21 protein-coding genes and 1 tRNA gene are annotated in these 24,875 nt (G+C 66.0%); 13 read left to right on the forward strand and 9 right to left on the reverse strand.

Annotated features, from left to right (window positions below; all coding sequences use genetic code 11):
• Positions 1 to 220 precede the first annotated feature (220 nt).
• On the reverse strand, positions 221 to 907 hold the full coding sequence (locus tag ACFQO4_RS01600) for a hypothetical protein (protein ID WP_500259259.1): 687 nt from the start codon (positions 905 to 907) through the stop codon (positions 221 to 223).
• Between the two features lie 252 nt (positions 908 to 1,159).
• Between ACFQO4_RS01600 and ppsA the strand changes: the two genes are divergently transcribed.
• Positions 1,160 to 3,505 (forward strand): phosphoenolpyruvate synthase, encoded by a 2,346-nt coding sequence (gene ppsA, locus ACFQO4_RS01605; RefSeq protein WP_500259260.1) that lies wholly within the window; start codon positions 1,160 to 1,162, stop codon positions 3,503 to 3,505.
• A gap of 63 nt (positions 3,506 to 3,568) precedes the next feature.
• On the opposite strand, the gene ACFQO4_RS01610 is transcribed toward ppsA, so the two are convergent.
• Together ACFQO4_RS01610 and ACFQO4_RS01615 are read right to left on the reverse strand one after the other, a co-directional pair.
• Entirely contained in the window at positions 3,569 to 4,243 is a 675-nt protein-coding gene (locus tag ACFQO4_RS01610; protein ID WP_500260437.1) for a class I SAM-dependent methyltransferase, read from the reverse strand.
• A gap of 235 nt (positions 4,244 to 4,478) precedes the next feature.
• Entirely contained in the window at positions 4,479 to 5,213 is a 735-nt protein-coding gene (locus ACFQO4_RS01615) for an SDR family NAD(P)-dependent oxidoreductase (protein ID WP_500259261.1), read from the reverse strand.
• A 150-nt stretch (positions 5,214 to 5,363) separates the two neighbouring features.
• On the opposite strand from ACFQO4_RS01615, the gene crtID reads away from it, so the two are divergent.
• The 3 genes from crtID to cruF all read left to right on the forward strand — a co-directional run bounded on the left by crtID (position 5,364) and on the right by cruF (position 8,746).
• Positions 5,364 to 6,872: a bifunctional phytoene desaturase/3,4-desaturase gene (crtID, locus tag ACFQO4_RS01620; RefSeq protein ID WP_500259262.1), complete on the forward strand. Its 1,509-nt coding sequence runs from the start codon at positions 5,364 to 5,366 to the stop codon at positions 6,870 to 6,872.
• A gap of 124 nt (positions 6,873 to 6,996) precedes the next feature.
• Positions 6,997 to 7,869 carry a prenyltransferase gene (locus ACFQO4_RS01625; protein WP_500259263.1) on the forward strand — a complete coding sequence of 291 codons (873 nt, stop codon included), beginning with the start codon at positions 6,997 to 6,999 and terminating at the stop codon, positions 7,867 to 7,869.
• Complete coding sequence (cruF, locus tag ACFQO4_RS01630; RefSeq protein ID WP_500259264.1) at positions 7,862 to 8,746, forward strand: bisanhydrobacterioruberin hydratase; 885 nt, start codon at positions 7,862 to 7,864, stop codon at positions 8,744 to 8,746. Before ACFQO4_RS01625 ends, cruF begins: the two co-directional genes overlap by 8 nt.
• 64 nt (positions 8,747 to 8,810) lie before the next feature.
• Here cruF and ACFQO4_RS01635 read toward each other — a convergent pair whose 3' ends face one another.
• The 4 genes from ACFQO4_RS01635 to glpA all read right to left on the reverse strand — a co-directional run bounded on the left by ACFQO4_RS01635 (position 8,811) and on the right by glpA (position 14,880).
• On the reverse strand, positions 8,811 to 9,989 hold the full coding sequence (locus tag ACFQO4_RS01635) for a Cdc6/Cdc18 family protein (RefSeq protein WP_500259265.1): 1,179 nt from the start codon (positions 9,987 to 9,989) through the stop codon (positions 8,811 to 8,813).
• A complete protein-coding gene (locus ACFQO4_RS01640) occupies positions 9,989 to 11,539 on the reverse strand; it encodes an anaerobic glycerol-3-phosphate dehydrogenase subunit C (RefSeq protein ID WP_500259266.1) in 1,551 nt (516 codons plus the stop codon). The genes ACFQO4_RS01635 and ACFQO4_RS01640 overlap by 1 nt, the downstream gene beginning before the upstream one ends.
• Before the next feature lie 250 nt (positions 11,540 to 11,789).
• Entirely contained in the window at positions 11,790 to 13,106 is a 1,317-nt protein-coding gene (gene glpB, locus ACFQO4_RS01645) for a glycerol-3-phosphate dehydrogenase subunit GlpB (protein ID WP_500259267.1), read from the reverse strand.
• A gap of 1 nt (position 13,107) precedes the next feature.
• Entirely contained in the window at positions 13,108 to 14,880 is a 1,773-nt protein-coding gene (gene glpA / locus ACFQO4_RS01650; RefSeq protein WP_500259268.1) for an anaerobic glycerol-3-phosphate dehydrogenase subunit GlpA, read from the reverse strand.
• Positions 14,881 to 15,206: 326 nt separating this feature from the next.
• On the opposite strand from glpA, the gene glpK reads away from it, so the two are divergent.
• The 6 genes from glpK (at position 15,207) to ribB (ending at position 21,486) form a co-directional block, all read left to right on the forward strand.
• Positions 15,207 to 16,763 (forward strand): glycerol kinase GlpK, encoded by a 1,557-nt coding sequence (gene glpK, locus ACFQO4_RS01655; protein WP_500259269.1) that lies wholly within the window; start codon positions 15,207 to 15,209, stop codon positions 16,761 to 16,763.
• Positions 16,764 to 16,765: 2 nt separating this feature from the next.
• A complete protein-coding gene (locus ACFQO4_RS01660; protein ID WP_500259270.1) occupies positions 16,766 to 17,836 on the forward strand; it encodes a DUF7973 family transport facilitator in 1,071 nt (356 codons plus the stop codon).
• Positions 17,837 to 18,010: 174 nt separating this feature from the next.
• Positions 18,011 to 18,697: an HAD-IIB family hydrolase gene (locus ACFQO4_RS01665; RefSeq protein WP_500259271.1), complete on the forward strand. Its 687-nt coding sequence runs from the start codon at positions 18,011 to 18,013 to the stop codon at positions 18,695 to 18,697.
• Positions 18,698 to 18,775: 78 nt separating this feature from the next.
• Positions 18,776 to 19,816: a 4-demethylwyosine synthase TYW1 gene (twy1, locus tag ACFQO4_RS01670; RefSeq protein ID WP_500259272.1), complete on the forward strand. Its 1,041-nt coding sequence runs from the start codon at positions 18,776 to 18,778 to the stop codon at positions 19,814 to 19,816.
• 271 nt (positions 19,817 to 20,087) lie between these two features.
• The gene (locus ACFQO4_RS01675; RefSeq protein WP_500259273.1) at positions 20,088 to 20,792 is read left to right on the forward strand and encodes a DUF120 domain-containing protein; all 705 of its coding nucleotides are present in this window, start codon (positions 20,088 to 20,090) and stop codon (positions 20,790 to 20,792) included.
• A 1-nt stretch (position 20,793) separates the two neighbouring features.
• A complete protein-coding gene (gene ribB, locus ACFQO4_RS01680; RefSeq protein WP_500259274.1) occupies positions 20,794 to 21,486 on the forward strand; it encodes a 3,4-dihydroxy-2-butanone-4-phosphate synthase in 693 nt (230 codons plus the stop codon).
• A 27-nt stretch (positions 21,487 to 21,513) separates the two neighbouring features.
• Here the strand turns inward: ribB and ACFQO4_RS01685 are convergent, their stop codons facing one another.
• Positions 21,514 to 21,966, reverse strand: coding sequence for a Rieske (2Fe-2S) protein (locus ACFQO4_RS01685; protein WP_500259275.1), 453 nt, complete (start codon positions 21,964 to 21,966; stop codon positions 21,514 to 21,516).
• 67 nt (positions 21,967 to 22,033) lie between these two features.
• On the opposite strand from ACFQO4_RS01685, the gene ACFQO4_RS01690 reads away from it, so the two are divergent.
• Both ACFQO4_RS01690 and ACFQO4_RS01695 read left to right on the forward strand, forming a co-directional pair.
• The gene (locus ACFQO4_RS01690) at positions 22,034 to 23,119 is read left to right on the forward strand and encodes a class I SAM-dependent methyltransferase (protein ID WP_500259276.1); all 1,086 of its coding nucleotides are present in this window, start codon (positions 22,034 to 22,036) and stop codon (positions 23,117 to 23,119) included.
• Positions 23,120 to 23,286: 167 nt separating this feature from the next.
• A tRNA-Thr gene (locus ACFQO4_RS01695) sits at positions 23,287 to 23,359 on the forward strand.
• A 435-nt stretch (positions 23,360 to 23,794) separates the two neighbouring features.
• On the opposite strand, the gene ACFQO4_RS01700 is transcribed toward ACFQO4_RS01695, so the two are convergent.
• On the reverse strand, positions 23,795 to 24,193 hold the full coding sequence (locus tag ACFQO4_RS01700; RefSeq protein ID WP_500259277.1) for a CBS domain-containing protein: 399 nt from the start codon (positions 24,191 to 24,193) through the stop codon (positions 23,795 to 23,797).
• A gap of 188 nt (positions 24,194 to 24,381) precedes the next feature.
• Here ACFQO4_RS01700 and ACFQO4_RS01705 point away from each other — a divergent pair, with 188 nt between their 5' ends.
• Positions 24,382 to 24,834 carry a hypothetical protein gene (locus ACFQO4_RS01705; protein WP_500259278.1) on the forward strand — a complete coding sequence of 151 codons (453 nt, stop codon included), beginning with the start codon at positions 24,382 to 24,384 and terminating at the stop codon, positions 24,832 to 24,834.
• Positions 24,835 to 24,875: the final 41 nt, after the last annotated feature.

The raw sequence follows: 24,875 nt of genomic DNA on the forward strand, positions 1-24,875 counted from the left end.
CACTCTCCGTTGATCGACCTTCAGTTCGTAAGACATTCGCGCTGTGTATTCAGCACGCCCCCAGGTTCCTGTAAAATTTTAAATATTCCACAGGACCTTTTAGAGGGTCGAGTCGGGACACTCGAGATCGATCGCAGTCAAGTACACGGGATCTGCCGCTACGGGACGCCGTTCCAGTGTCCGTAAGAAACTAGAACGAACGATGTGAGGAGAGAACGATTCAGGGTAGCGGGTCGGACCCCTGATTCGTCCCTGACTCGTCGCGTTCATGGTCGCTCGAGTGGGTCGACCCCGATCCGGTCGAATCGGACCCTCCCGTGGCGGTCGACGAACCCGATTCGGACCGAGAACTCGAGGTCGTTCCCTGATTTGTTCGAGATCCCTCGCGGTCGAGCGGGCGACCCCCTGTGGTGCCGCCAGTCGAGGACCCGGACTCGAGTGCCGACGGTTCGTCGCCCGCACCCGTCTCGAGCGCCGTTCCCTCGTCGAAACTCGCCGCGTGTTCTTCGCGCTTGAGCTCCTGGACGCTCCGGCGGGTCTCCGCGATGTCCTCCTCGAGGTCCGTCAGTCGACCGTCGAGGCCCTGCAAGATGTCGCTCTTGAGCGTCTTCCGGTCGAACTGGCGGGCGGCTTCCTCGCCCGCGGCCACCGGAACGGTGTACAGGAGCGCAAACGTTCGACCGAACTGCCAGACGGCGATCCCGAGGAGCACGAGGATCACGGTTATTACCGGACTCGTCACCTCGAGCGCCTCCCCCGGACTGGTCGGATCCGAGAACAACGCGCCGATCGACCCCGACAGGCCGACCATGAGGCCGAGCGCGACGAGGAGGAACCCGCCGATCAGCGAGCCGGTCACGATAGCTCGATACTGGAGCGTCCGCGTGAGTACCTTCGCAAGGTCCATACGCGAGAGACTCTCACTCGAGTGGCATAGTCACTTCGGGACTGCACCGGAACGGGACGCGTTTATTCACCGATGAAGGTCGCTTATGAACTCACAAATATCACTCTATACGGGCATTCGGGGGAGCAGTGGACGGTTCCGTCCGACCAACCAGATCCGACGCCGTCCGAGAAATTCATTCGATATCGAGTTGGAAATTGTAAGTATTGTTCGCAACCTTCTTTATTCGATGCGGTGTCCACGAAGATACAGATGGCAGTACTCTGGCTGGACGAGATCAGCGCCGACGACATCGAGACCGTCGGCGGCAAAGGTGCCTCTCTCGGGGAACTCACGGACGCTGGGTTGCCCGTCCCACCCGGGTTCGTCGTCACCGCCGGGACCTATCGACGCTTCATCGAGGACGCCGGCATCGACGAGGAACTGTTCGAGGTCGTCGACGTCGACGTCGAGGACTCGGCCGCGCTCGCGAGCGCGGCCGACGGCGCCCAGGAGCTCATCCTCGAGACGCCGTTCCCCGACGACCTTCGCGAGGAAATCCTCGAGTCCTACCGCGAGATTGGGGGTGACGAGGAAGCCTTCGTCGCCGTGCGCTCGTCGGCGACGGCCGAGGACCTCCCGGACGCCTCCTTCGCCGGCCAACAGGAGACGTTCCTGAACATCACCGGGGACGACCTGCTCGACCGGGTCCGCCGGTGCTGGGCCTCGCTGTTCACCCAGCGGGCAATCTACTACCGACAGGAGCAGGGATTCGACCACTCCGTCGTCAACATCGCCGTCGTCGTCCAGCAGATGGTCGACGCCGAGACCTCGGGCGTCATGTTCACGAGCCACCCCTCGACCGGCGACCCCACCATGATCATCGAGGCTGCCTGGGGACTGGGCGAGGCCGTCGTCTCCGGGGCCGTCTCCCCGGACAACTACGTCGTCTCCCGCGAGGACGGCTCGATCGACGTCACTGTCGCCGAGAAGAAGGTGATGCACGTCAAGGACGAGGCGACCGGCGAAACCGTCGAGCGCGAGGTCGACGAGGACCGCCGGAACGCGCGGGTGCTCTCCGACAGTGACATCGGGCAACTGGTCGAACTCGGCGAACGCGTCGAATCGCACTACGACACGCCCCAGGACGTCGAGTGGGCGATGGTCGACGGCGACATCTACATGCTCCAGTCACGGCCGATCACGACCATCGATGGCGGATTCGAACCCGACGTCGAAACCTCGGGGCTCGACCAGGCAGGGGCGGACGCGGCGACCGGCCTCACCGACGGTAGCGGCTCGCAGGCGGTCGCCGGTGACGAATCCGGCGACTCGGGCTCGAAAAGCGGCGAGGTCATCGTCGATGGCCTCGGCTCGAGTCCCGGCACCGCCAGCGGCGCGGTCCGGATCATCCGCAAACTCGACGAACTCGACAAGGTCGAATCGGGCGACATCATCGTCACCGAGATGACCACGCCCGACATGGTGCCGGCGATGAAACGCGCCTCCGGCATCGTCACCGACGAAGGCGGCATGACCAGCCACGCCGCCATCGTCTCGCGGGAACTCGGCGTCCCCGCAATCGTCGGCACCCAGAACGCGAGTACCGTCCTCGAGGACGGCCAGATCGTCACCCTCGACGGCGACAAGGGAACGGTCCTCGAGGGGGCGAGCGAACCCGATGCGGACCGTGAACCCGTCGAGGAGGTACGGCCGCAGTCGCCGGTCAAGCCGATGACGGCCACGGAGGTCAAGGTCAACGTCTCGATTCCGGAGGCCGCCAACCGAGCGGCCGCCACCGGCGCTGACGGCGTCGGCCTGCTGCGGATCGAGCACATGATTCTCTCGCTCGGCAAGACGCCCGCGAAGTACATCGAGGACAACGGCGAGAACGCCTACGTCGGCGAACTCATCGAGGGCATCCGGACAGTCGCCGACGAGTTCTACCCGCGCCCCGTCCGCGTCCGCACCCTCGACGCCCCGACCGACGAGTTCCGCGAACTCGAGGGCGGCGAGGGCGAACCCGCCGAGCACAACCCGATGCTCGGCTACCGCGGCATCCGCCGCAGTCTCGACCGCCCGGACGTCTTCGCCTACGAACTCGAGGCGTTCCGCCGCCTGTTCGAGATGGGCTACGACAACGTCGAGATCATGTTTCCGCTGGTCAACGACGCCGAGGACGTCTTCAGGGCCAAGCGGCTCATGCAGGAGGCCGGCATCGACCCCGAGAAGCGCAAGTGGGGCGTGATGATCGAGACACCCGCATCAGCGCTCTCAGTCGGCGACATGGCCGAGACGGGCATCGACTTCGCCTCCTTCGGAACGAACGACCTCACCCAGTACACGCTCGCGGTCGACCGGAACAACGAGAACGTCGCCGACCGGTTCGACGAACTCCATCCAGCCGTCCTGCGCCTGATCGGCGACGTGATCGAGACCTGTCGCGAGCACGACATCGACACGAGCATCTGCGGCCAGGCGGGCTCGAAACCCGAGATGGTCCGGTTCCTCGTCAACGAGGGTGTCAGTTCGATTTCGGCGAACATCGACGCCGTCCGCGATGTGCAACACGAGGTCAAGCGCGTCGAACAGAAACTGTTGCTCGAGTCGGTTCGGTAGGGTTCGAGTCGCCGTTCCAATCGGACCGCTCGAGTCGGTTCGCTGGGACCGTGCTCCCCCGATCTAGTTCTCGACCGGACTCCGTTTCTCGGCTTCGTCCACGACACGGTCGCCGTTCTCGAGAGCGAGCGTCGAGTCCTCCCGGTAAAATACCCGCAGCGTGTCGACGCTGTCCTCGGTCCGGGCCAGCTGGGAGAACCCTAGGTCGGTAAAGATCGGCTTCCACTGTCTGAAGTACAGCGGAAAATCCTCGACCTGTGTGGTCCGCAATAGCTGGTCGCCGTCCGGCTCGTTTTCCTTCGTCACCAGTAGCCCGTCCGTCACGCGGGCGATTTCGCCGAAGACCCACTCGTTGTCGGGGTGGATGTGCTGGAGGGCCTCCACCGAAAAGACGACGTCGAACTGGCCGTCCTCGAGCCGCGGGAGAACGTCCTCGAGCGGTTCCCAGTAGAACGTTCCGTCCTCGGCTAACTCGGGATAGCGCTCGGCCATGACGTCGCTGGCGTCCTCGTTCAGGTCGATCCCGTGGAGGTTCTCGTAGCCGTGTTCGCGGAGATGCTCGAGGTGGCGGCCGGCGCTGCAGCCAACTTCGAGTATCGTCGCGTCGCGCTCGACGCGCGCGTCGAGCACCGACCGGATCGATTTCGTGCCGCCGGTCGTCCCCATGTCGGCGTAGAACTCCGGCGAGTAGACGCCCGAGCGCTCCGCCCAGCGTTCCTGGACCTCGTCAGGGTCCATTCGCCTCGAGTCCATCGAGAGCAACAGGGTTCCGAAGGCACCGAGGGCGGCCTGCGGGCGGGTGCGAAGGTAGGCGAGCGTGCCCTCGTCCGCGAGCGCCTCGCGCTGGCGATCGATGGTCGCTCGGATCCACCGGGTGATCGCCGACAGTCTCGTCATACCGGGCGTACGGCGTGGCATCGTAAACACCTGTGGTCTCGAGGTCGCCCCTATCCGTCGACCCGCCGGTCGCTTCCTACCTGTCGACTCCGCCGGTCGTCTCATCCCTCGTCGCTCGTTTCCAGTCGGCGAGGCCGACGACCTCGCCGTCGAGCACGTCCGGGTCGCACTCGGTCGCCGCCCAGACGAAGAGTTCGGCCACCGATGCGGGGTCCCGTCCCTCGCCGCCTGTTAGGTTGGTGGCGACCTGGCCTGGATCGAGACAGCCGACGACGGTGTCGGTATCGGTGTCGGCAGCGAACCCACGAACGACCGCCTCGGCGCCCGCTTTCGAGACGGCGTAGGAGCCGTAGCCCGGTTTTCCGTCGCGGGCGACCGAACCCGTCGGCACGAGCACGCGAGCGCCGTCGCTCAAGTGCGGCAAGGCTTCCGTAATCGTGGCGAACACGCCGCGTGCGTTCGTCCGCCAGTGGTCGTCGAAGCGGCTGTAAGACTCATCGTCGAGCGGCGTTTCGCCCGCGTTTCCGTGATAGACGCCGGCGCAGGCGACGACGACGTCGATGCCACTCTCGGGCCCGGCTCTCGAGGCGGTCTCCATCAATCGCTCGCAGTCGAACTCGTCGCGAACGTCGGTTCGGAGGCCCGTCACGGTACCGTCGGTCTCCGAGGCGAGGTCCGCGACCGTCTCCTCGAGTTCGGCGGCGTCTCGAGCCCCGACGACGACCGTCCACGCCTCGGCCACGAAGGCCGAAGCGACTGCTCGACCGATTCCGCGCGTCCCGCCGGTGACGACGACCGTCCGTTCGTCCATGTGCGACCCACGGCGGCCAGTTACTCGAGCGTATCGACTCACCACGACCGGTTACGCGAGCGCATCGACCGGCGACGAGAGCCCCCTTCGCGAGCGATACCTACGTAGGTAGGCACACGTTTATCACCGATCCAACACTACTTTGGGACCATGCACTCGCTCGCGGGAGAGTCGGTCGTCGTAATCGGAGCCGGGATCGGCGGGCTGTCGACGGCGTGCTACCTCGCGGATGCCGGGGCCGAGGTGCGAGTCATCGAGAAGAACGAGCAACTCGGCGGTCGAGCCAGCCGCCTCGAGAAAGACGGCTTTCGCTTCGACATGGGTCCCTCCTGGTACCTCATGCCGGACGTGTTCGAGCGATTTTTTGCGACATTCGATCGCTCGCCGAACGACTACTACGACCTCACTCACCTCGATCCGCACTACCGAATCTTCTTCAAGGACGGAGACCGGGTGGACGTCACGCGCGACCTCGAACGGACCAAATCGGTGTTCGAGTCGTACGAAGATGGCGCCGGCGAAGCGTTAGAGCGCTACCTCGATAAATCGAGGGAGAACTACGAGGTCGGGATGGAACACTTCGTCTACGAGGACCGCGAGCGCCTGCGCGACTATCTCGACCTCGACGTGGCCCGCCAGGCCCGCGGTCTCTCGTTGCTGGGGTCGATGCAGGGTCACGTCGAGAACTACTTCGACCACCCGAAACTCCAGCAGATAATGCAGTACACCCTCGTCTTCCTGGGCGGGTCGCCCCGGAACACCCCCGCGCTGTACAATTTGATGAGCCACGTCGACTTCAACCTCGGCGTCTGGTACCCCGAAGGCGGCATCGGCGGGGTCATCGACGGCATCGCGGACCTCGGGCGCGAACTCGGCGTCACGTACGAGACGAACCGGCCGGCGACCGAGATCAAAGGCCGCGAGGGGGCATTCTGCGTCGAAACTCCAAAGGGACCTCTCGAGGTGGACCTGGTGGTCAGCAACGCCGACTACGCGCACACGGAGCAGGACCTGCTCCCAGCCGAGAAACGCGGCTACGACGCCGACTACTGGGCGTCGCGTACCTACGCCCCCTCCGCGTTTTTGTGCTACCTCGGTGTGGAGGGTGACGTGCCGGACCTCGTCCACCACACCCTCGTGCTCCCGACGGACTGGGAGCACCACTTTGGACAGATCTTCGACGACCCCGCCTGGCCGGACGACCCCGCCTACTACCTCTGTGTCCCCTCCGAAACCGACGACACCGTCGCCCCCGAGGGCCACAGCAACCTGTTCGTGCTCGTCCCGGTCGCGCCGGGACTCGAGGACACCCCCGAGATCCGGGAGGAGTACCGCGACTTCGTCCTCGCGGACATCGCCGAACACACGGGCACCGACCTCCGGGACCGAATCGTCTTCGAGGAGACGTTCTCCGTCGAGGATTTCGCCGACCGGTACAACAGCTTCGCAGGCACTGCGCTGGGGATGGCCCACACCCTGCGACAGACGTCCCTCTTTCGGCCACCACACCGCTCGAAGGAAGTCGACGGCCTCTACTTCACCGGGTCGTACACCACGCCCGGCATCGGCGTCCCGATGTGTCTCATCAGCGGCGAACTCACGGCCGAGAAGGTGGTCGAGGACTTCGGTACTGACGGCGCTGACGGTGCTGGTAGCTGACTCGAGGTGACCACCATGGCCCGACCAATCCTCAGATCCGAAGCCAAACCATGGTGAACCGACACTGTCACTCGACGGCGACAGCGCCGTTGCCAGCGAGGGAATCGTTCCCCGGTGAGCGCCCGTGACCGCCAACCGACGCTCCTCGAGCGAGCGTCCGCTCCTCGAGCCGCTCGCGTACCTGGTGACGCTGTCTCGACCCCGATTCTGGCTGTATCTCGCCGGGCCGGTGCTGGTGGGGGTCGCCTACGCCGCCGAGAGCGTAGGCGACGTGCTATCGCTCACCGCGCTCGTCCTGTTCGCGTACTTTCTGCTCCCGGCGAACGTCTTCCTGTACGGAATCAACGACGTGTACGACCGGGAAATCGACGTCGAGAATCCGAAGAAGGAGGATCGCGAAGCGCGCTACGAGGGGCAGCGATTCGTTCCCGTTGCCGTCGTCGCGAGCGCACTCGTCCCGCTGGCCCTGCTCCCGTGGCTGCCAGCGCCGTCGTGGTCTTGGATCGCCGTCTTCCTCCTGCTGGGTGCGGGCTACAGCGCGCCGCCGCTTCGATTCAAGACGACGCCGGTCCTCGATTCGGTCTCGAACGGGCTCTACATCGCACCCGGTGCGGCCGCCTACGCCGCCATCTCCGGCTCCCAGCCGCCGCTACTCGCGCTGGTCGGCGCCTGGCTCTGGGCGATGGGCATGCACACGTTCTCGGCCGTTCCCGACATCGAACCCGACCGCCGGGCGGGGATTCGGACGACCGCGACCTTGCTGGGGAAACGACGCACCTACGCCTACTGCGCCGCATGCTGGCTCGCCGCCGCGCTCGCCTTCGGAGCGCTCGACTCCCGTCTAGGACTACTGCTCGGCATCTATCCCCTCTTCGTACTCGGCGTGGCGACCTCGAGCGTGGCCGTCTCCCGAGCCTACTGGTGGTTCCCGGCGATCAACACGGTCGTCGGCGCTGCGCTGACGATGGGCGGGCTCTGGGGGGTGTTCTATGGCTGACGACGGGACCGCAGCAACTCCGAATCGAGCAGACAGAGAACGAATCCAGCGTCGCCTCGCGGCGCTCATCCTCGAGAATCGGTTCACCATCGCCGTGATCTTCCCGCTGGTGGGCGCGATCAGCCTCGTCGGGAGCGCCGAAGGCGTAATTCCGGAACCGTTCGCGTACAACCCGCTGTTGATCCTCTTTGGCACGCTCGTGATGCGCTCACCCCTCGTGGTGGGGCTCCTCCCTCGATTCGGCTGGCGAGCGCTCGGCTGGCTCGGCCTGCTCACGGCCTACACCTACGGCGTCGAACTGCTGGGCGTGCGTACCGGCTGGCCCTACGGCGACTTCGAGTACGCAATCTCGCTCGGACCGATGCTCTTCGGGGAGATTCCGCTGGCCTTGCCGCTGTTTTTCGTCCCACTCGTGCTCAACGCCTACCTCCTCACGCTGCTCGTCTTCGGTCAGCGGGCCGCGAACCCGCTGGTCCGGCTCCCGGCCGCCGTCGTTGCCGTCGTCGCCGTCGACCTCGTGCTCGACCCCGCGGCGGTCTCGATCGGCTTCTGGGCGTTCGATGAGGGGATCTACTACGGCGTCCCGCTCTCGAACTACGTTGGGTGGTTCCTCTCGGCCGTCGTCGCAGTGGTCCTCGTGGACCTCGCCTTCGACCGCGAGGCGCTGCTCGAGCGCGTTCGCGAGTGCCCGTTCATTCTGGACGACCTGGTGAGCTTCGTGCTCCTGTGGGGCTCGATCAACGTCCTCTACGGCAACTGGATCGCGGCCGCCGTCGCTGGCGGCTTCTGTCTCGGCCTCCTGCGGACCGGCCGCTACGATCGCACGATGGTCGCGAACGCCGTTCCGAAGGGGCTTCGGAGCCGGGTGCTCGAGTAGCGCGACGGCAGTTGGGCTAGCTATAGAAACGATAGTGAACGTTCTCGAGCACTCGGTTACTCGATCACTCCTGGGCCGTCGTCAACGCATGGAACGCGATCGTCGGGAATCGCGGCTCGAGCGTGCTCGGGCGGCGACCCCCACTCCTGTCCTCGCTCCCGGCCGCCTCGTCGAGTGACACCCGCTCGAGCAGTCCTCTGTCGGCCAGTTCGTACAGAAACCGCTTGACGGTTCCGCTCGTCAGCGACGACGAGCGGGCGACGTCGTCCGCGAGGGCACGAATCGACTGACGGTCGGTCTCGTCGTCGCAAACCTGGATCAACGCGACGAGTACGCGCTGGCGCGATTCCGGCAGGGCCAGCGCCCGGTCGACGTGGACGCCGCCGCCCGGCACGTCCGCTTTCGCGGCCTCGAGGTGGCGCTGCTCGATCGAATCCGCGCCCGCCTCCGTCGCCAGGTACGCGGCGCCGAACACCGCCGCCAGCGCGTCGTGAGCGTTGCCGTCGGCCCACTCCGCCAGCGACCGTACTGCCTGGTGGTCGAGCGTGCCCGCAGCCAGTCCTACGGCGGTTCGCTCGGTCACCACGTCGACGAGTTCGTGCTGACGGTAGGCGGGAATCTCGACGACAGACTCGTCCCACCCGGTGGGCACTCGTCGCCCGACCGGGACGACCGTGGTGCTCTCGTCGACCGCCTCGAGTAACTCCCGAACCCTCGCCACGTCGATCGTTTCCGGTTCGTCGTGGTGGTCGACGGCAATCACCGCCCGGCGGTCGGGCCGGGCGAGTTGCGCGGCGAGTCGCTCACGAAGGTCGTCCGTGCCGACGCCGCTGGTCGGAACGGAATCCGTCGAGAGCGACGAGAGGACGGCCCGATAGAAGGCGAACGCGCTGGTCGCCCGGCGGGCGTCGACGTAGACGAACCGGATCGCCCGCCGGTCGCTGCCGGCGCGTGTCGTCGTCCCGATCGGTCGTCCCGAGTCGCCCAGCTCGGCCGCCAGCGCGGCGAAGAGCGCAGTGATCACGGCCGAGGTTCCGGACCCGGCGGACCCGACGACCGCGAACGGGTCAGGTAGGCGGTCGTTGAAGGCGGGTTCGACGGCATCGAGGACCGCCTCGAGGGTCGAGCCGCGGCCCACGGGCTCGCTGCGGTGGACGGTGGGACTCAGCACCTCCCGGTCGAGGACGAACCCCGAGTGCGGCTGAGCGGTTCGCCGACGGGCGATTCGTTCCGCGAGGTCCATCAGTTCGCTCCGGACGGCTCGTCCTGGCCTTCGCGGTCCGGTCTTCCCGTCCTGTCTTCGTGGTCAGCTTCGTCCGTCCTGTCTTCGCTGTTCGGTTCGTCCGTTCCGCCTTCGCGATCCGATCCGCGCAACTCGACTCGACGGGCCGCCTCGCCCTCCTCGCCGACGCCGCCGTCCGTCGTCGCACGCGCGACATTTGGAGATTCCGGAACGAGCGCCGCCTCGAGAACCTCGAGCGGGTGTTTGATTTCGTATCCGGTCCCGTGTTCCATCTGCATCGCGCAGGTCGGACACTCGGTGAGACCGGTGTCGCCGTCGGCGCGCTCCATGTGCTCGAACATCTCCTCGCCGATCTGCATCGAGGTCTCGTAGTGTTCTTCCTTCCAGCCGTAGGTGCCCGAAATTCCGGAACAGGACTCGCCCACGTCCTGGGCCTCGACGCCATCGATGGTCGTCAGCACCTCGATGGCCTGCCCATCCAGCCCCTGGTTTCGGGCGTGACACGGCACGTGGTAGGCCAGGTTCGGCACGTCGGCGCGTGTCCCTTCGAGTTCGCCCTCGAGGTCCTCGTGAACGCGGAGGTACTCCAGGCCCTCCCAGGTGTTGCTCGAGACGTCGTGGACGCCGTCGATATCGAACAGTTCGGGGTACTCCTGACGAAGCGACATCGAACACGAGGTGCAGGAGGCGATCACGTCGGCGCCGTCCTCGATGGCGGCCGCGAGTTCGGGGACGTTGGTGTCGGCGGCCCGGCGGGCGTCGTCGAGCATGCCATTCGCGAACATCGGCGTTCCCGAACAGCGCTGCTCGGGTACCACGACTTCGTAGCCGAAGTGTTCGTACACCCGCACGAGCGCCTTGCCGACCTCGGGCGTGTTGTAGTTCGAGTAGCAGCCGTGGAAGTAGGCGACTTTTTTTGCAGTGCCGGATTCGCCGCGTTCCTCGCGGGCCGCCTCGGCGCGCTCTCTCGAGGCGTCGCTCCCGCCCCGTGCTCGCCACCACTCCCGGAAGGTTTCGGTGGCGAACTCGGGGAACTCGCGTTCGCTCGTGATGCCGAGGACCTTCTCGTTGAACAGTTTCGTGACCGAGAGGCCCATCACGAAGTTCGTCAACCGGGGGACCTTGCTCCCGAGGTGGGCCATCAGCCGGTAGTTCGAGAGCAGACGGTTTCGCCAGTACTCGAGCGATCGCTTGCTCATCCGCTCGTCGACGTACTCCCCGCGAGCGGAGTTGTGCATCTGGGAGAGCGGAACCTCCGACGGGCAGGCGTGGTCACAGCGCATGCAGTTCGAACACTTCATGATCGAGTCGTCGATGTCCTGGTCGGACTGGCGCTTCAGTCGCCACTGCTCCGGTCCTTGGAACTTCGGCCCGGGGAACTCGTCGTCGACCTCCGCGACTGGGCAGTTGGTGTCGCACGTCGAGCACTTGTAGCAGTTGTCTGCCCCCGGCCGGAGGTCCATGTCGTCGGCCTCCGGAAAGACCTCGATGGGGTCGAACTCGTCGTCGCCCGGGACGTGGTCGTCGGTCGGTCGTGCCGCGTCGCTCATTGAATCACCGTCATGTTGATTTGAAACTGGGTCCGTCTCTGAATCTGCACGTGTGGCTGAGCCTGGTTCTGAAACTCGGCTCCACCGAAGGTATCGGTCTCGGTCTCGATCCTGGTCGACCGTCGATCTGGCCGCCACTGGTTGCACGCACTGTTCGAGGGGTCACTCGAAGCCGCGTACGGTCCGTACACTGCGCCCAGCGCCAACGTGTACGCCGCCTCCGGGCCAGCACGCGAACGAACCACTCGGCTCATCCGCGCACCTCCGATCCGGCCCGGTCGCCCGCGACGAACCCCGTCGCGAGCGAGACGCCGCTGCCGGACTTCTCGGCGGCGAAGTCGTAGCCCGAGAGGACGCCACCGGCCGCTTGCAGGTTCGCGAACTCGAGGTCGCCCACGGCGTCGAGCGGGCGCAACTCGCGGTCGACGCTCACGCCGAATCGGGCGAACGGATGGTCGCCGAAGGCGTCGCCGTCGAACCAGTCGTAGCGGTCCGGCGGCGCCTCGACGTGGCAGTCGAAGATGGGTTCGAAGACTCGCTCGCGTTCGGATCGAACGCCCTTGCCGACGAGACCGCCGGTGGCGAGGACGTACTCGTCGGCGCGGTAGGGGACGTCTCGGCCCTTGCGGTCGACGAGGACGTGTTCGATTCGCGCCGAACTCGAGTCTCCGACTCCGTCGGCGGAACGCTCGTCCACCTGGTAATCCACGACGGGAACGCCCGTCGTGACGCGAACGCCGGCGTCCTCGAGCGCGTCGTACAGGTGGTCCTCGAGGCGCATTCCGGGCAGGCTTGGCGGCCCCGAAGGCACTTCGAAGACGTCGACGCCGAGGCGCTCCTCGAGGTCCCGGCGGACAGTCGCGTGATTGTCGTCGCCGAGGATCGGCGGGAAGCCCACCCGCGATTCGCTCTCGAGCCGGTCGCGAACGATCGCGGCCAGCGCGGCGCGCGCGGACGTCTCGCCCCGGCCGACGTCAACAGTCTCGTCGCGGTCGAGCAGGTGAGCGTACCGAGTCACCTTCGCGTCGTCGCGCCGGATGCCCGGGAACGAGAGGGTGACGCCGCGAGCCTCGAACGGAGCGCCCGTCTCCTCGAGGTGGGCCGCGGCGAGCGGGGCGTCGAACTCGGGGAGCGTTTCGAAACCGACGAGCAGCGTCTCTCGAGGATCGCTCGCGAGCCCTGACGCGACGCCGGTGGGGTAGCGGGCCGTGGGCTTGATCGCGCCGCTCGAGGTGGGGACGAGCGCGTTGGCGTCCGTGTGCTCGCCCGCGTAGGCGTCGCCGACGATCGCGTCGAAGAAGAGCAGCGCCTCGCGAATCGAATCGCTGCCCACGCGCTCGTAGGGGTGCCCCTCTGGGAGCGACTCGAGCGCGTCGAATGGGTCGGCGAGCGGCCCCTGGCCGTTGGGCGCGTACCCGAGCACGTCGATCAGCCCGCTGGCGTGTCGGAGTGTGCTCTGCTTGTAGGTGAGCAGGCGAACCTGGACGCCCCGTTCGGCCGCGGCGAGCGCCGCCGTCGTACCGGCGAGTCCGCCGCCGATGACGAGTACGTCGTCGGTGATAGCCATCTCAGCGATCACCTCCGTCCAGGTCCTCGCCACGCCGCTGGGAGTCTCGAGGACCGCCGTCAGTCACTACGCTGCCGGCGCCCCCTCGAGCCGAGTCCGGCCGTCCGCCGTCGAACGCGCCGAAGTCGACAGACTGGTCGCCATCGACTCGAGCCGGATCACCGTCGGCGTTGAACGTCGTCGCGTGGAGTGCGTAGGTGAGCATCGCCTGGGAGAGCTGTTCGCCCCAGAGCGCGTGGCGTTCACCCTTCCAGCGCTCCTGGAAGAGTTCGTCGTAGGCGGCTCGCGCCGTCGGCTCGTCGTACTCGGGGTGGAGTTCGTTGGCCATGACGTGACAGCAGAAGCCGCCCTGGCAGTTCCCCATAGACGCCCGGGTCCGGATTCGCACAGCGTTCAGGTCGGAGCCGGACTGCTCGATGGCGTCCTGAATTTCGGCGCGCGTGACGCCCTCGCAGGTACAGACGACCGGGTTCGGATCGGTGGTTCCGAGCACCTCCTGGGAGCGACTCCCGAGTCGCTGTTTGCTCCGTCGGGCAATCGGCGAGCGCAGACCGAAGTCGTCCATCGCGTCTTCGAGGGTCTCGAGGTTCTCGCTTCCCGGGAGCGGTTCGCTCGCGGTGTCACAGGTGGCCCGGTGGCCGAGTTTCTCGCAGACGTGATCGGAAATCTGCTCGGCCATCATCCGGTAGGTGGTGAACTTGCCGCCGACAATGCTGGTGATACCCGAGACGCCGTCGCGTTCGGCGTGATCGAGCAGGAAGAAATCCCGGGTGATGTCCGTGGGGTCTACTGTCCCGGTTCCCGGCGGTTCGTACAGCGGACGGACCCCCCAGAACGAGCGGATCGTGCGGGCCTCCGAGAGGATCGGGACCAGTTCCGAGAGGGTGTCGATCATCAGGTCGACCTCCCAGCCCGCCTCGGGGTAGTCGTCGGGGTCCTCGACCTCCTCGTCCGTGGTGCCGAGGATGGCCGTCGTCTCGTGGGGGACGACGATGTCGGCGTCGCCTTTCGGTCGACAGCGGTTGATGACCGTGTCGACCTGGCGGACGTTCATGATGGTCATGACGCCTTTCGAGGGGCGGACGGCGACCTCGAGGTCGGCCATCTCGCCGATCTGCCCGGCCCACGCGCCTGTCGCGTTGACGACGTACTCGGCGGTGATCTCCTCGGTGGTGCCGGGCGCCCGGTGGGTTCGCTTTCCGGGACCGGAGTCGTGGCGGACCTCGACGCCGTAGACGTCGTCGCCCTCGCGAAGCAGGTCGATCACCTCGGCGTGGGTCTCGACGCGCGCGCCGTGAGATTCGGCGTCCATCGCGTTGGCCACGCAGAGTCTGAAGGGGTCGATCGCGCCATCGGGCACCTGAATCGCCCGCTCGACGTCTTTGGCGAGGTACGGTTCGATTTCGCGGGCTTCCCGTCCCGAGAGGGCGCGCGCGGGGATGTCACACGCCTTGCAGCCACGCAGCTTCTCCTGGAAGTAGTCGTCCGGATCCTCCGGTCGCTGGACGAACAGCCCGCCGGTCATCTCGACGCAGTGGCCGGCGATGTCGCGGAGGACCTCGTTCTCCTCGATGCACTCCTTCGCGCTGGCCTGGTCCGACACGGCGTAGCGGCCCCCGCTGTGGAGCAGGCCGTGCATTCGCCCGGTCGTCCCGTGTGTAAGGTTTCCCCGCTCGACGAGCGTCACCTCGAGCCCGCGCATCGCCAGGTCCCGGGCGATGCCACAGCCGGTGGAGCCGCCGCCGACGACGAGTACCTCCGTATCGTATGCCATCCGTTGACTCAACGACGGGGCGACGCCCCATTATTTTATCGGTGGTCAGCCAACAGCCATAACAATCACCGTTTTTCGCGACAGTTAGCCGTCGTGTCAGGAATCCTCGCGGGTCAGGCGAGCACGGGCGAGAAACGGACCATAAACTCGTCTACTCGACGCATCTCGCCACGAAGAGTTTGATTCGCAGAGTTTACCTCGAGAAATACATAAATTCCGGATTACATATTGGGCAATGTTTATACCGATCGTTGGTGTTGTTTATCAGTAATACCGGATCGACGGTAAAGATGTTCGCAACCGAGCGACACAACGGGTGACCACCAATGACAGACACATACGTCGGCGCAGTAGACCAGGGCACGACCGGCACGCGATTCATGGTGTTCGACCACAGCGGCCAGGTCGTCGCCAACGCGTACGAGAAACACGAACAGATCTACCCGGAACCCGGCTGGGTCGAACACGACCCGATGGAGATCTGGGAGAACACCAAGTCGGTGATCACGAGCGCACTCGGCCAGGCCGGGGTCAGCCCGGACCAGCTCGAGGCCATCGGCGTCACCAACCAGCGCGAGACGACGTTGCTCTGGGACGCGGAGTCCGGGAAACCGGTCCACAACGCGCTCGTCTGGCAGGATCGCCGGACGACCAGCCGCGTCGAGCAACTCGAGGAAGACGGTCTGGTCGGAACGATTCGCGAGAAGACCGGCCTCGAGGCCGACGCCTACTTCTCGGCGACGAAAGCCGAGTGGCTCCTCGAGAACGCCGATCCGATCAAGATGGAGCGTACCCGGCCCGCGGACATCCAGGACCGCGCGGCCGAGGGCGACGTCCTCTTCGGGACCATCGACACCTGGCTGATCTACAACCTCACGGGCAACCACATCACCGAGGTCACGAACGCCTCGCGGACGATGCTCTACAACATCCACGACCTCGAGTGGGACGACGAGTTGCTCGAGGAGTTCGGCGTGTCCCGGGAGATGCTCCCCGAAGTTCGCCCCTCGAGCGACGAGGACACCTACGGGACGACCGACCCGGACGGCTTCCTCGAGGCCGAAATTCCGGTCGCGGGCGCGCTCGGCGACCAACAGGCGGCGCTGTTCGGCCAGACCTGTTTCGACGCCGGCGAGGCGAAGAACACCTACGGCACGGGCTCGTTCTTCCTCATGAACACCGGCGAGGAAGCCGTCGAGTCCGAGCACGGCCTGCTCACCACCATCGGCTTCCAGCGCTCGGGTGAACCCGTCCAGTACGCCCTCGAGGGCGCCATCTTCATCACCGGCGCGGCGATCGAGTGGCTCGAGGACATGACGCTGATCGACGACCCGGCCGAGACGGCGGAACTGGCCCGGAGCGTCGACTCGACAGACGGCGTCTACGTCGTTCCAGCCTTCACGGGTCTGGGCGCCCCGCACTGGGACCAGCGCGCCCGCGGGACCATCGTCGGGCTGACCCGCGGTACCCGCAAGGAACACGTCGTTCGGGCGACCCTCGAGTCCATCGCCTACCAGACCCGCGACGTCGCCGAGGCGATGGAAGCCGACTCGGGCATCGAGATGCGCGACCTCAAGGTCGACGGCGGCGCGGTCAAGAACAACTACCTCTGCCAGCTCCAGTCGGACATCATCGGCTCGGAGATTTCCCGTCCCGTCGTCGACGAGACGACGGCCCTGGGGTCGGCCTACGCGGCCGGCCTGGCGGTGGGCTACTGGGGCGACGTCGAGGGGCTGCGCGACAACTGGCAGGTCGACCGCGAGTTCACTCCCGAGATGGATTCGGCACAAGCCGACCGCATGTACGGTCGCTGGAGTGACGCCGTCGAGCGCTCGCTCGGCTGGGCCACCGACGATGACGGTGACGGTGACGGAGGCGACTGACCATGGTTCTCGGTGAACTCCTCGAGGCACTGCTCGACCTCGAGATGCTCCTCGCCGCGTTCGGTGGCGGTGCGTTCGGGGCGGCCCTCGGCGCGCTCCCGGCGTTCATCTTTACGGGGTTCATGGTCATCGCGGGTGAGGCGGCGACGCTGGTCAATCCGGATGCCGAAGCAATCACCGCACAGGTCGCGTTCGGCCCGCCGTTCTCGCCGGCGATTAGCTTCGCCGGCGGGGCGGCCGCGACGGCCTACGCTGCTCGCCGGGGCTACATCGACACCGCATTCGACTACCACGAGGCGAAGAACATCGCCTACGCCCTCGGGACGAAACCCGACGTGCTCGCCGTGGGCGGCGCCTTCGGCGTCCTCGGGTACGTCCTTCAGGTGACCTCGGGGACGCTCGGGTTACCCTGGGATCCCATCGCAATGGGGGTCGTCCTCTCGGCCCTGTTCCACCGGCTGATCCTGGGCTACAGCATCATCGGGAAGGTTCGCGGAACGGGTTACTTCGACATGACGCCGTTCGAACGCGAGGAGACGCGGGCGATCACCGACGGCGGCGAGGTGGACGCGGGAGCAGAGACGGAGGCGGCGGCCGCCCAGAGTTCGCGTCTCGCCGTCGAACCGTGGCTCCCCCACCAGTACGAGTGGGACCACGTCGCCATGATCGGCCTGGCCGGCGGCCTCCTGGGCGGGTACACGGCGCTCGTCACCGAGAGCCCGTTCCTGGCGTTCGGTATCAGCGCAGCCTCCCTCGTCTTCCTCAACTGCGGCGTCGAGAAGATTCCGGTCACCCACCACATCACGCTCCCGTCCTCGACGGCCGCGCTGGCGGTCGTCGCGAGCGGCGACGCGGTTCTCGCGGGGACCAGCAACGAGGTCGCCCTGATCGTCGCCGCTATCTTCGGGATCATCTGTGCCCTGTTCGGGGAAGCGTTCCAGCGGGTGTTCTACGCCCACGGCGACACCCACTGGGACCCGCCCGCAGCGGCCATCGTCTTTGGGACAATCCTGATCGCCGTGGCGTTCTTCCTCGGCATCTTCCCCACGACAGTCTGGGTCCCAACGCCCTAACATCTGATCACCACCCCTTCTGAGTTACACGCAAAGCAGCGACCTCGAGTCCGGCCCACTCACGCCCACCTCGAGGAGCGATTTCAACTCGGCCCACACAGTACTCTGATCGTGGCAGGCACAACTGCGATCGAAGACCGACTCCTTTAGGCCTCGCCTCGAGCACCTTTCGATATGATCGCCGACCCGCCGCTCGTCCTCGACATCGACGGCACGCTCACCCGCCCGGAGGGGTGGGGAATCGACCCTCGCATCTTCGATCCGCTGCTCGAGTGGGACGCTCCGGTCGTCGTCGCCACCGGAAAAGCGTTCCCGTATCCCGTCGCCCTCTGTCACTTCGCAGCGATCCCCGAACTCGTCGTCGCCGAGAACGGCGGCGTCGTCTACACCGGCGAATCCGTCCACTACACCGCCGACCGCGCCGCCGCCCAGGCCGTCGCGGAGGCCTACCAGGAGGCCGGCTACGACCTCGGCTGGGGGCCCGAGGACTCGGTCAACCGTTGGCGCGAGACCGAGGTCGCCGTCAACCGCGAGCAACCCGAAGGACCCCTCCGGAAACTGGCCGCCGAACACGGCCTCGAGGTCCTCGACACCGGCTACGCCTACCACGTCGTCAGTCCGGAGACGAGTAAGGGCCGCGGCGTCGCCCGCCTGGCCGAGCACGTCGGCTTCGCCCTCGAGGACGCGGTGGCCGTCGGCGACTCCGAGAACGACGTCTCGACGTTCGAGGCCCTCGGTCGGAGTTTCGCCGTCGCCAACGCGGACGACGCGGCGAAGGCAGCGGCCGACGAGGTGCTCGAGACGGCTCACGCCGACGGGACGCTGGCGGTGCTCGAGCGGGTTCGTGGCCGTGAGGAGTGAGTCGAATCGCCGCTCGTGTGAACTGCCGGCGACGACACCACACGCCTTTTACTCGCGGGCGTCCAATCGCGTTCCATCATGAGCAACGCCGCGGATTCCGGGGCCGACGCGTCGTCGGAGGACGGCGACGTAGACGTAGACGGGGACGACGGTGGCGGACCGATGCAAGTCGACTCGCCGAACTACCACCACGAGAACCACACCGCCGCCCAGACCTGCGGGTGGACGGCCAACGCTCTCCGCGGCGAGGGCAAGTGCTACAAGAACATCTGGTACGGCATCGAATCCCACCGCTGTATCCAGATGACGCCCGTCGTCCGCTGTAACGAACGCTGCGTCTTCTGCTGGCGCGACCACAACGGCCACGCCTACGAACTCGAGGGCGTCGAGTGGGACGATCCCGAGGCCGTCGTCGACGCCTCCATCCGCCTCCAGAAGAAGCTCCTCTCGGGCTTTGGCGGCAACGACAAGGTCCCCCGGTCCGTGTTCGAGGAGGCGATGGAGCCCCGCCACGTCGCCATCAGCCTCGACGGCGAGCCTTCCTTGTATCCCTATCTCCCGGAACTGCTCGAGGCGTTCCACGACCGCGACGTCACGACGTTCCTCGTCTCGAACGGCACCCGCCCCGAGGTCCTGCGCGAGTGCGACCCGACGCAGCTGTACGTTAGCGTCGACGCCCCCGAACGCTGGACGTTCGACCAGGTCGTCAAGGCCATGGAGGACGACGCCTGGGAGCGCCTCGTCGAAACGATGGACGTCCTCGCCGAGAAGGACGAGACGCGCACGGTCCTGCGGACGACGTTGATCGACGGCGAGAACATGCGCGACCCGGACTGGTACGCCGCCTTCTACCAGCGGGCCGACCCCGACTTCGTCGAACTCAAAGCGTACATGCACGTCGGACACTCCCGCGGCCGACTCGACAGGTCCTCGATGCCCGATCACGAGGACGTCGCCGAGTTCGCGCGCGAGGTCGCCTCCCACATGCCCGAATTCACCGAGGTGAAGGAGGTCCCCGCCTCGCGGGTCGCCCTGCTCTCGAAGACCGACGACACGTGGGTCCCGAAACTGAAGAAAGACAGTTCGTTCTGGGAGCGCGACCCTGTCTCGAGCGACTGAGTGCTCCTCCGTTTGGCCTCGATTGGATCACCACCGGCCGTCAGTGTCGAGACGACAGTCCAGGTAGAGGAAGACCCGCCTCTCGAAGCAGTACCCACGGCTGTCGGTCTCGAAAATGGGACGGACCGATCGATACATACCGATGGAGTCGAAACACAATCTCGAGAGGAATTCGGCAGTCGGAGCGATAAACTGCCGACAACCCCATAACAGTTTTGGAACGCGTGCCACATTCGGTACGCTTATGCCACGAAGGGGCGAAGCGTCGCGTATGCACGAGACCGTATCGACCACCGTCGGGCACGACGAACTCGCCGTGCTCAAACTTCTCGCGCTCGACGGCGGTCTCGAGGGCGACATCAAAATCTCCTGTTCGGCCCTCGCGGATCGACTCGAGGCGTCGAATCAGACCGCCTCACGGCGTCTTCAGCGTCTCGAGAGCGCGGGCTACCTCGAGCGCGACACCGTCGCCGACGGCCAGTGGGTCGTCGTCACCGACGCGGGCGAGGGCGCGCTTCGCACCGAGTACGAGGAGTACAAACGGCTCTTCGAGGCCGACCCCGAGGTCGAACTCGAGGGCGTCGTGACCAGCGGCATGGGCGAGGGACGCCACTACATCTCACTGCCCGGCTACAGCCGCCAGTTTTCCGATCGTCTGGGCTACGAACCCTTCCCCGGGACGCTCAACGTCGAACTCCACGACGAGAGCATGCGCCGGCGCCGGGCGATGGCCTCCCTCGAGTCGATCCCGATCGACGGCTGGGAGAACGACGAGCGAACGTACGGCCCTGCCGTCTGTCACCCCGCCACCGTCGAGACGGCCGACGGCGAGCGCTACGAGGCCGCCCACGCGATCGCCCCCGAACGAACCCACCACGACGAGGACCAACTCGAGTTGATCGCCCCCGCGAAACTGCGCGACGAACTCGACCTCGAGGACGGCGACCACGTGACGATCACCGTCGGAGACCGCTAACATGAACGGATCAGATACCACCAACCCCCGCCAGGAACCGCTGACAACTGCCACGAGCGTCGAATCGGCCCTCGAGCGCCTGCAAGCTGGCGAGCCGATCCTCGTCCACGACGCGGCCGACCGCGAGGGCGAGACCGACCTGATCTACCACGCCGACGCCGTCACGCCCGAGGCCGTCTCCCGCCTGCGCAACGATGCCGGCGGCCTCGTCTGCGTCGCGTTCGAGGACGCGGTCGCCGACGCGTTCGACCTCCCGTTCTACGACGACGCCGTCGATCACCCGGCGACGGCCGGCCACGACCTGGGCTACGACGAGCGCTCGTCGTTCTCGCTAACGGTCAATCACCGAGACACCTACACCGGGATCACCGACAACGACCGGTCGATGACGATTCGATCGCTCGGTGAGGCCGCCGCCGGCCCGGACGAAACCGACTTCGCCGAGGAGTTTCGCGTCCCCGGCCACGTCCACTTGCTTCGGGCGGCCCCCGATCTCCTCGCTCAGCGCGAGGGCCACACCGAACTGGGCGTCGCCCTGGCCCTCGAGGCCGACCTGTCGCCCGCCGTCGTCGTCTGTGAGATGCTCGACGACCGGACTGGCGAGGCGCTCGCGCCGGCGGATGCGCGAGCCTACGCCAACCGACACGACTTCGTCTACCTCGAGGGGAGTGACGTTCTGAATTCTCTCAACTGACTACGTAACTGTACGACCTGTTCCCCCTCAAAAGGAGATGTGGGAGGTCGACGACGGCCCCTCGTCGCCACCGTCGTCCCTGGCCCCATCTTCGTCCGCGTCTCTGTCAGTCTCGAGGCCGCCCTCGTGGTCGAAGTGATATATCGAATCCGTCAGGTAGACACGGCCGTCCTCCACGGTTACGTCGACGCCGACGAGTCGCGTCCCGGCGGCTTCGCCGTTATCGCACGCCCCCGAACAGGCGTCGTACATCGAGCCGTGTCGCGGGCAGATGATCTCCTCGTCGCGCATCGCGACGCCGCGGCCGACGTCGAGTCGCTGCGGTTCGTGCATACAGCGGTTGATCCACCCCTCGACGCCGTCCTCACAGGGGACGAGGATCGCCTCCTCGGCCTCGCCGTAGCGGTCGCGAACCGTGAACAGCCACGACCGGGATTCGTGGACCGTCTCGACCGTCGTGAGTTCCGTCCGGTCTGCCATGTATGGGCCGGTTCCAACGCGAGCGACAAAACGTCACCGTTAGGACATCGGAGTGGCGACAGGAGATATGGACGTGCCGTGTGTCCGCGTTCGCCCCGAGCACGGCGAGACCGTTCGGAGTCGGCTTGCCGACGCGGACCTGATCGCCGACGAGTTCGAGATCACCGTCGAGGACGGCTGGCTCTACGTTCCAGTCGCGGTCCAGAGTGGATACTCGAGCGAAGCGGACGACGAGGGCGAAGCGGACGACGAGGGCGAAACGGACGGCGAGAGCGGACGCCCGGTAGACGCCCTGCTCTCGGATCTCGAGGATCTCGAGGTGGACTACGCGCTCGTCGACCACGACGTACCCGCTCGCGATACACAGACGATGCCCGCGGATCTCCTCGGCTTCGAGCCTTCCTACGAACGGCTGGGGGACACCGCGCTCCTCGAGGAGGATGATCCGGAACGGGCGCGGGAGATCGCCGACGCGATCGTCGCGTCCGACCTCCCGCTCGAGACGGTGCTGAACAAGGCCTCGAAGATCAAGGGCGAGACTCGCGTGCGCGACTGGGACGTGGTCGCCGGTGAGGGGACGACCGTCGTCCACCGGGAGTACGGCTGTGAGTTCGCACTCGACCTCGCGTCGGTGTACTTCTCGCCGCGTCTCGCCACGGAGCGCCACCGGGTCGTCGAGCAGGCGAGCGAGGGCGAGCACGTCTTCGACATGTTCGCCGGCGTCGGCCCGTTCGTGATCCCGTTCGCCAGAGGCGGCGCCGAGTGCGTCGGCGTCGACGTCAACGAGGTCGCGATCGAGTTCCTCCGGGCAAACGCCGACCGGAACGACGTCGCGGATCGAGTGACGGCGATCGACGCCGACGTCCGCGAGGTCGCCCCCGAGTACGAGGGCTGGGCCGACCGGATCGTGATGAACCTCCCCCACAGTGCGGACGCCTTCCTCGGTTCCGCGGTGACGATCGCGGGCGACGACTGCGTGATTCACTACTACGACATCCAGCACGAGGACGATCCCTTCGGGCCAGGAGAGCAAGCGATTCGCGAGGCAGCCGAACCCGACTACGAGGTGACCGTCGAGACCCAGCGGGTCGTTCGATCCTACGCGCCTCACGAACTCAACGTCTGCCTGGACGTGCGCCTCGAGCGGCGGTGAGGCGATGGCCAAAACCATCCGCGGTGAGAGGGGACCGAGCCTGACTCGAGGTGAGAGATTGAACCTGGTTCAACGAGGCGAGATTGAATCCAACTCGAGCGACAGACTCGATTCGCAATCCTTATGCCGGCTATCGGTCCTACGTAGAAGTGGATGCAGACACCTGCGCCAGTATAGCTCAGCTGGCAGAGCGAATCCTTCGTAAGGATTAGGTCGAGGGTTCAAATCCCTCTACTGGCTCTTTCTGTTCGAACGTCAGAACGAACGAGCGACGGGTTCGAATGAGGAGCGGTGCCCGTCGCGAGTGAACGTCCGTCGTCGTGTCCTTTTTCGCGTGATCGGAGCCACTCCATTACGACTCGTCCGTTGGCTCCCGCGAGAGTACGGAATCTCGAGTTTCGGATTCAACGCTGGAGCCAGCGGTTTCGCCCCCTCGAGACGTGAATAAACTGCATACCAGTATACCAAATCCGCGAGTGAGACGACAGAACGGGCTCGACGAACAGCAAGTTCAGAGTGTTCTACGCGGTATTCAGGTCCACGAAGACGCGGGCAGCGTTGGGCCGACAGACGACTGCGCCGAGTCTCGACTAGCGATTCTCGAACTCGACGCTCGCCATCTCCTCGAGTCGTAGAAATGCGTTCCCTGTGTGGCCATACCGGCCAGTTCAGTACCTATACCGACGCCCGCATCGTCGTCAGGTACCCCGCCAGGTCGGTCGTCGTGACGATGCCGACGACGCCCTCGTCCTCGTCGACGACCGGCAGGTGGTGGACCCCGTGTTCGAGCATCACGTTTGCCACCTCGGTGATTGGCTGCTGGGGCGAGACGGTCACGACGTCGGTCGTCATGTAGCGCTCGACGGTCGTCTCCGCTTTCGGATAACTCTCGGCAACGATAGTGACGAAGTCGGTCGTCGTCAGGATTCCCTCGAGGCGACCCTCGTCGTCGACGACGACGAGTGAGCTAATGCCGTTCTCGAGCATCGTCTGTCCGGCGTCCTCGACGAGGGTGTCGGGTGCGACCGTTACGAGATCCGTGCTCATCAATCTGGCAACGAAAATGTCGTCCATACGTAGTGGTATTGAAGTCCGGCTATAAATATTCTCACGCAATGGGGTGACACCCCGAGCCCGCTCGATCGCGGCCCGCCGGTCACCGGCGCGTCAGCCTCGGTGACATACCTCCTGCAGCGCATCAAACGTAGTGAACGTACCCTCGAGAACTAACCCGCTCGCGGTCCTACGTACCCCGAGATACGATGGCCGCACCAGAACCGTCCGACTCGAGCGACGACGCGACACAACCGAGGCGACCACGCGTCGACGACACGACGGGATACGGCGTCGCGATGACGTTCGTCGCCGGTCTCTTGCTGGCGCTCGCGTACTACGGCTGGCTCGCGATTCGAGGACCACAGGGACTCGAACAGGCCCTCCCCGAGCCATTTTACCTGCTCGCGATCGCCCTGCTGTTCGTCGTCGAACTCCTCAACAGCCGCCAGGCCGGACTGGTCGTCGCCGTCGCCCGCGCCATGGCGGTCGCGGCCCTCTACGGCGCCCTGTTCGTCCTCGCGGTCGAGGGTGGTGCGTACATCCTGGACGATCCAGCGGTCTTCCTCGAGAACTTCGTCGGCGTCACCGTCGTCGCGATCTCGCTCGTTGCCGCCGCACTCGTGTACGTGGCGTATCTGACGGTGCTCGAGACGTCGTGAGCCAAAGAGGCCGGTAACTGGCCACGTCGGGTACAGGTTTA

This window comes from Saliphagus sp. GCM10025334 (assembly GCF_042663485.1).
Classification (GTDB): Archaea; Halobacteriota; Halobacteria; order Halobacteriales; family Natrialbaceae; genus Natronosalvus.

What these genes read in the sequence shown, in the direction of transcription:
- ACFQO4_RS01705 (WP_500259278.1), top strand. Translation starts at nt 24,382, where the DNA reads ATGGCCGCACCAGAACCGTCCGACTCGAGCGACGACGCGACACAACCG.
- crtID (WP_500259262.1), top strand. Translation starts at nt 5,364, where the DNA reads ATGCACTCGCTCGCGGGAGAGTCGGTCGTCGTAATCGGAGCCGGGATC.
- twy1 (WP_500259272.1), top strand. Translation starts at nt 18,776, where the DNA reads ATGAGCAACGCCGCGGATTCCGGGGCCGACGCGTCGTCGGAGGACGGC.
- ACFQO4_RS01690 (WP_500259276.1), top strand. Translation starts at nt 22,034, where the DNA reads ATGGACGTGCCGTGTGTCCGCGTTCGCCCCGAGCACGGCGAGACCGTT.
- ACFQO4_RS01610 (WP_500260437.1), bottom strand. Translation starts at nt 4,243, where the DNA reads ATGGACCCTGACGAGGTCCAGGAACGCTGGGCGGAGCGCTCGGGCGTC.
- cruF (WP_500259264.1), top strand. Translation starts at nt 7,862, where the DNA reads ATGGCTGACGACGGGACCGCAGCAACTCCGAATCGAGCAGACAGAGAA.
- glpK (WP_500259269.1), top strand. Translation starts at nt 15,207, where the DNA reads ATGACAGACACATACGTCGGCGCAGTAGACCAGGGCACGACCGGCACG.
- ACFQO4_RS01675 (WP_500259273.1), top strand. Translation starts at nt 20,088, where the DNA reads ATGCACGAGACCGTATCGACCACCGTCGGGCACGACGAACTCGCCGTG.
- ACFQO4_RS01600 (WP_500259259.1), bottom strand. Translation starts at nt 907, where the DNA reads ATGGACCTTGCGAAGGTACTCACGCGGACGCTCCAGTATCGAGCTATC.
- ACFQO4_RS01700 (WP_500259277.1), bottom strand. Translation starts at nt 24,193, where the DNA reads ATGGACGACATTTTCGTTGCCAGATTGATGAGCACGGATCTCGTAACG.
- glpA (WP_500259268.1), bottom strand. Translation starts at nt 14,880, where the DNA reads ATGGCATACGATACGGAGGTACTCGTCGTCGGCGGCGGCTCCACCGGC.
- ribB (WP_500259274.1), top strand. Translation starts at nt 20,794, where the DNA reads ATGAACGGATCAGATACCACCAACCCCCGCCAGGAACCGCTGACAACT.
- ACFQO4_RS01665 (WP_500259271.1), top strand. Translation starts at nt 18,011, where the DNA reads ATGATCGCCGACCCGCCGCTCGTCCTCGACATCGACGGCACGCTCACC.
- ACFQO4_RS01685 (WP_500259275.1), bottom strand. Translation starts at nt 21,966, where the DNA reads ATGGCAGACCGGACGGAACTCACGACGGTCGAGACGGTCCACGAATCC.
- ACFQO4_RS01660 (WP_500259270.1), top strand. Translation starts at nt 16,766, where the DNA reads ATGGTTCTCGGTGAACTCCTCGAGGCACTGCTCGACCTCGAGATGCTC.
- ppsA (WP_500259260.1), top strand. Translation starts at nt 1,160, where the DNA reads ATGGCAGTACTCTGGCTGGACGAGATCAGCGCCGACGACATCGAGACC.
- ACFQO4_RS01635 (WP_500259265.1), bottom strand. Translation starts at nt 9,989, where the DNA reads ATGGACCTCGCGGAACGAATCGCCCGTCGGCGAACCGCTCAGCCGCAC.
- glpB (WP_500259267.1), bottom strand. Translation starts at nt 13,106, where the DNA reads ATGGCTATCACCGACGACGTACTCGTCATCGGCGGCGGACTCGCCGGT.
- ACFQO4_RS01615 (WP_500259261.1), bottom strand. Translation starts at nt 5,213, where the DNA reads ATGGACGAACGGACGGTCGTCGTCACCGGCGGGACGCGCGGAATCGGT.
- ACFQO4_RS01640 (WP_500259266.1), bottom strand. Translation starts at nt 11,539, where the DNA reads ATGAGCGACGCGGCACGACCGACCGACGACCACGTCCCGGGCGACGAC.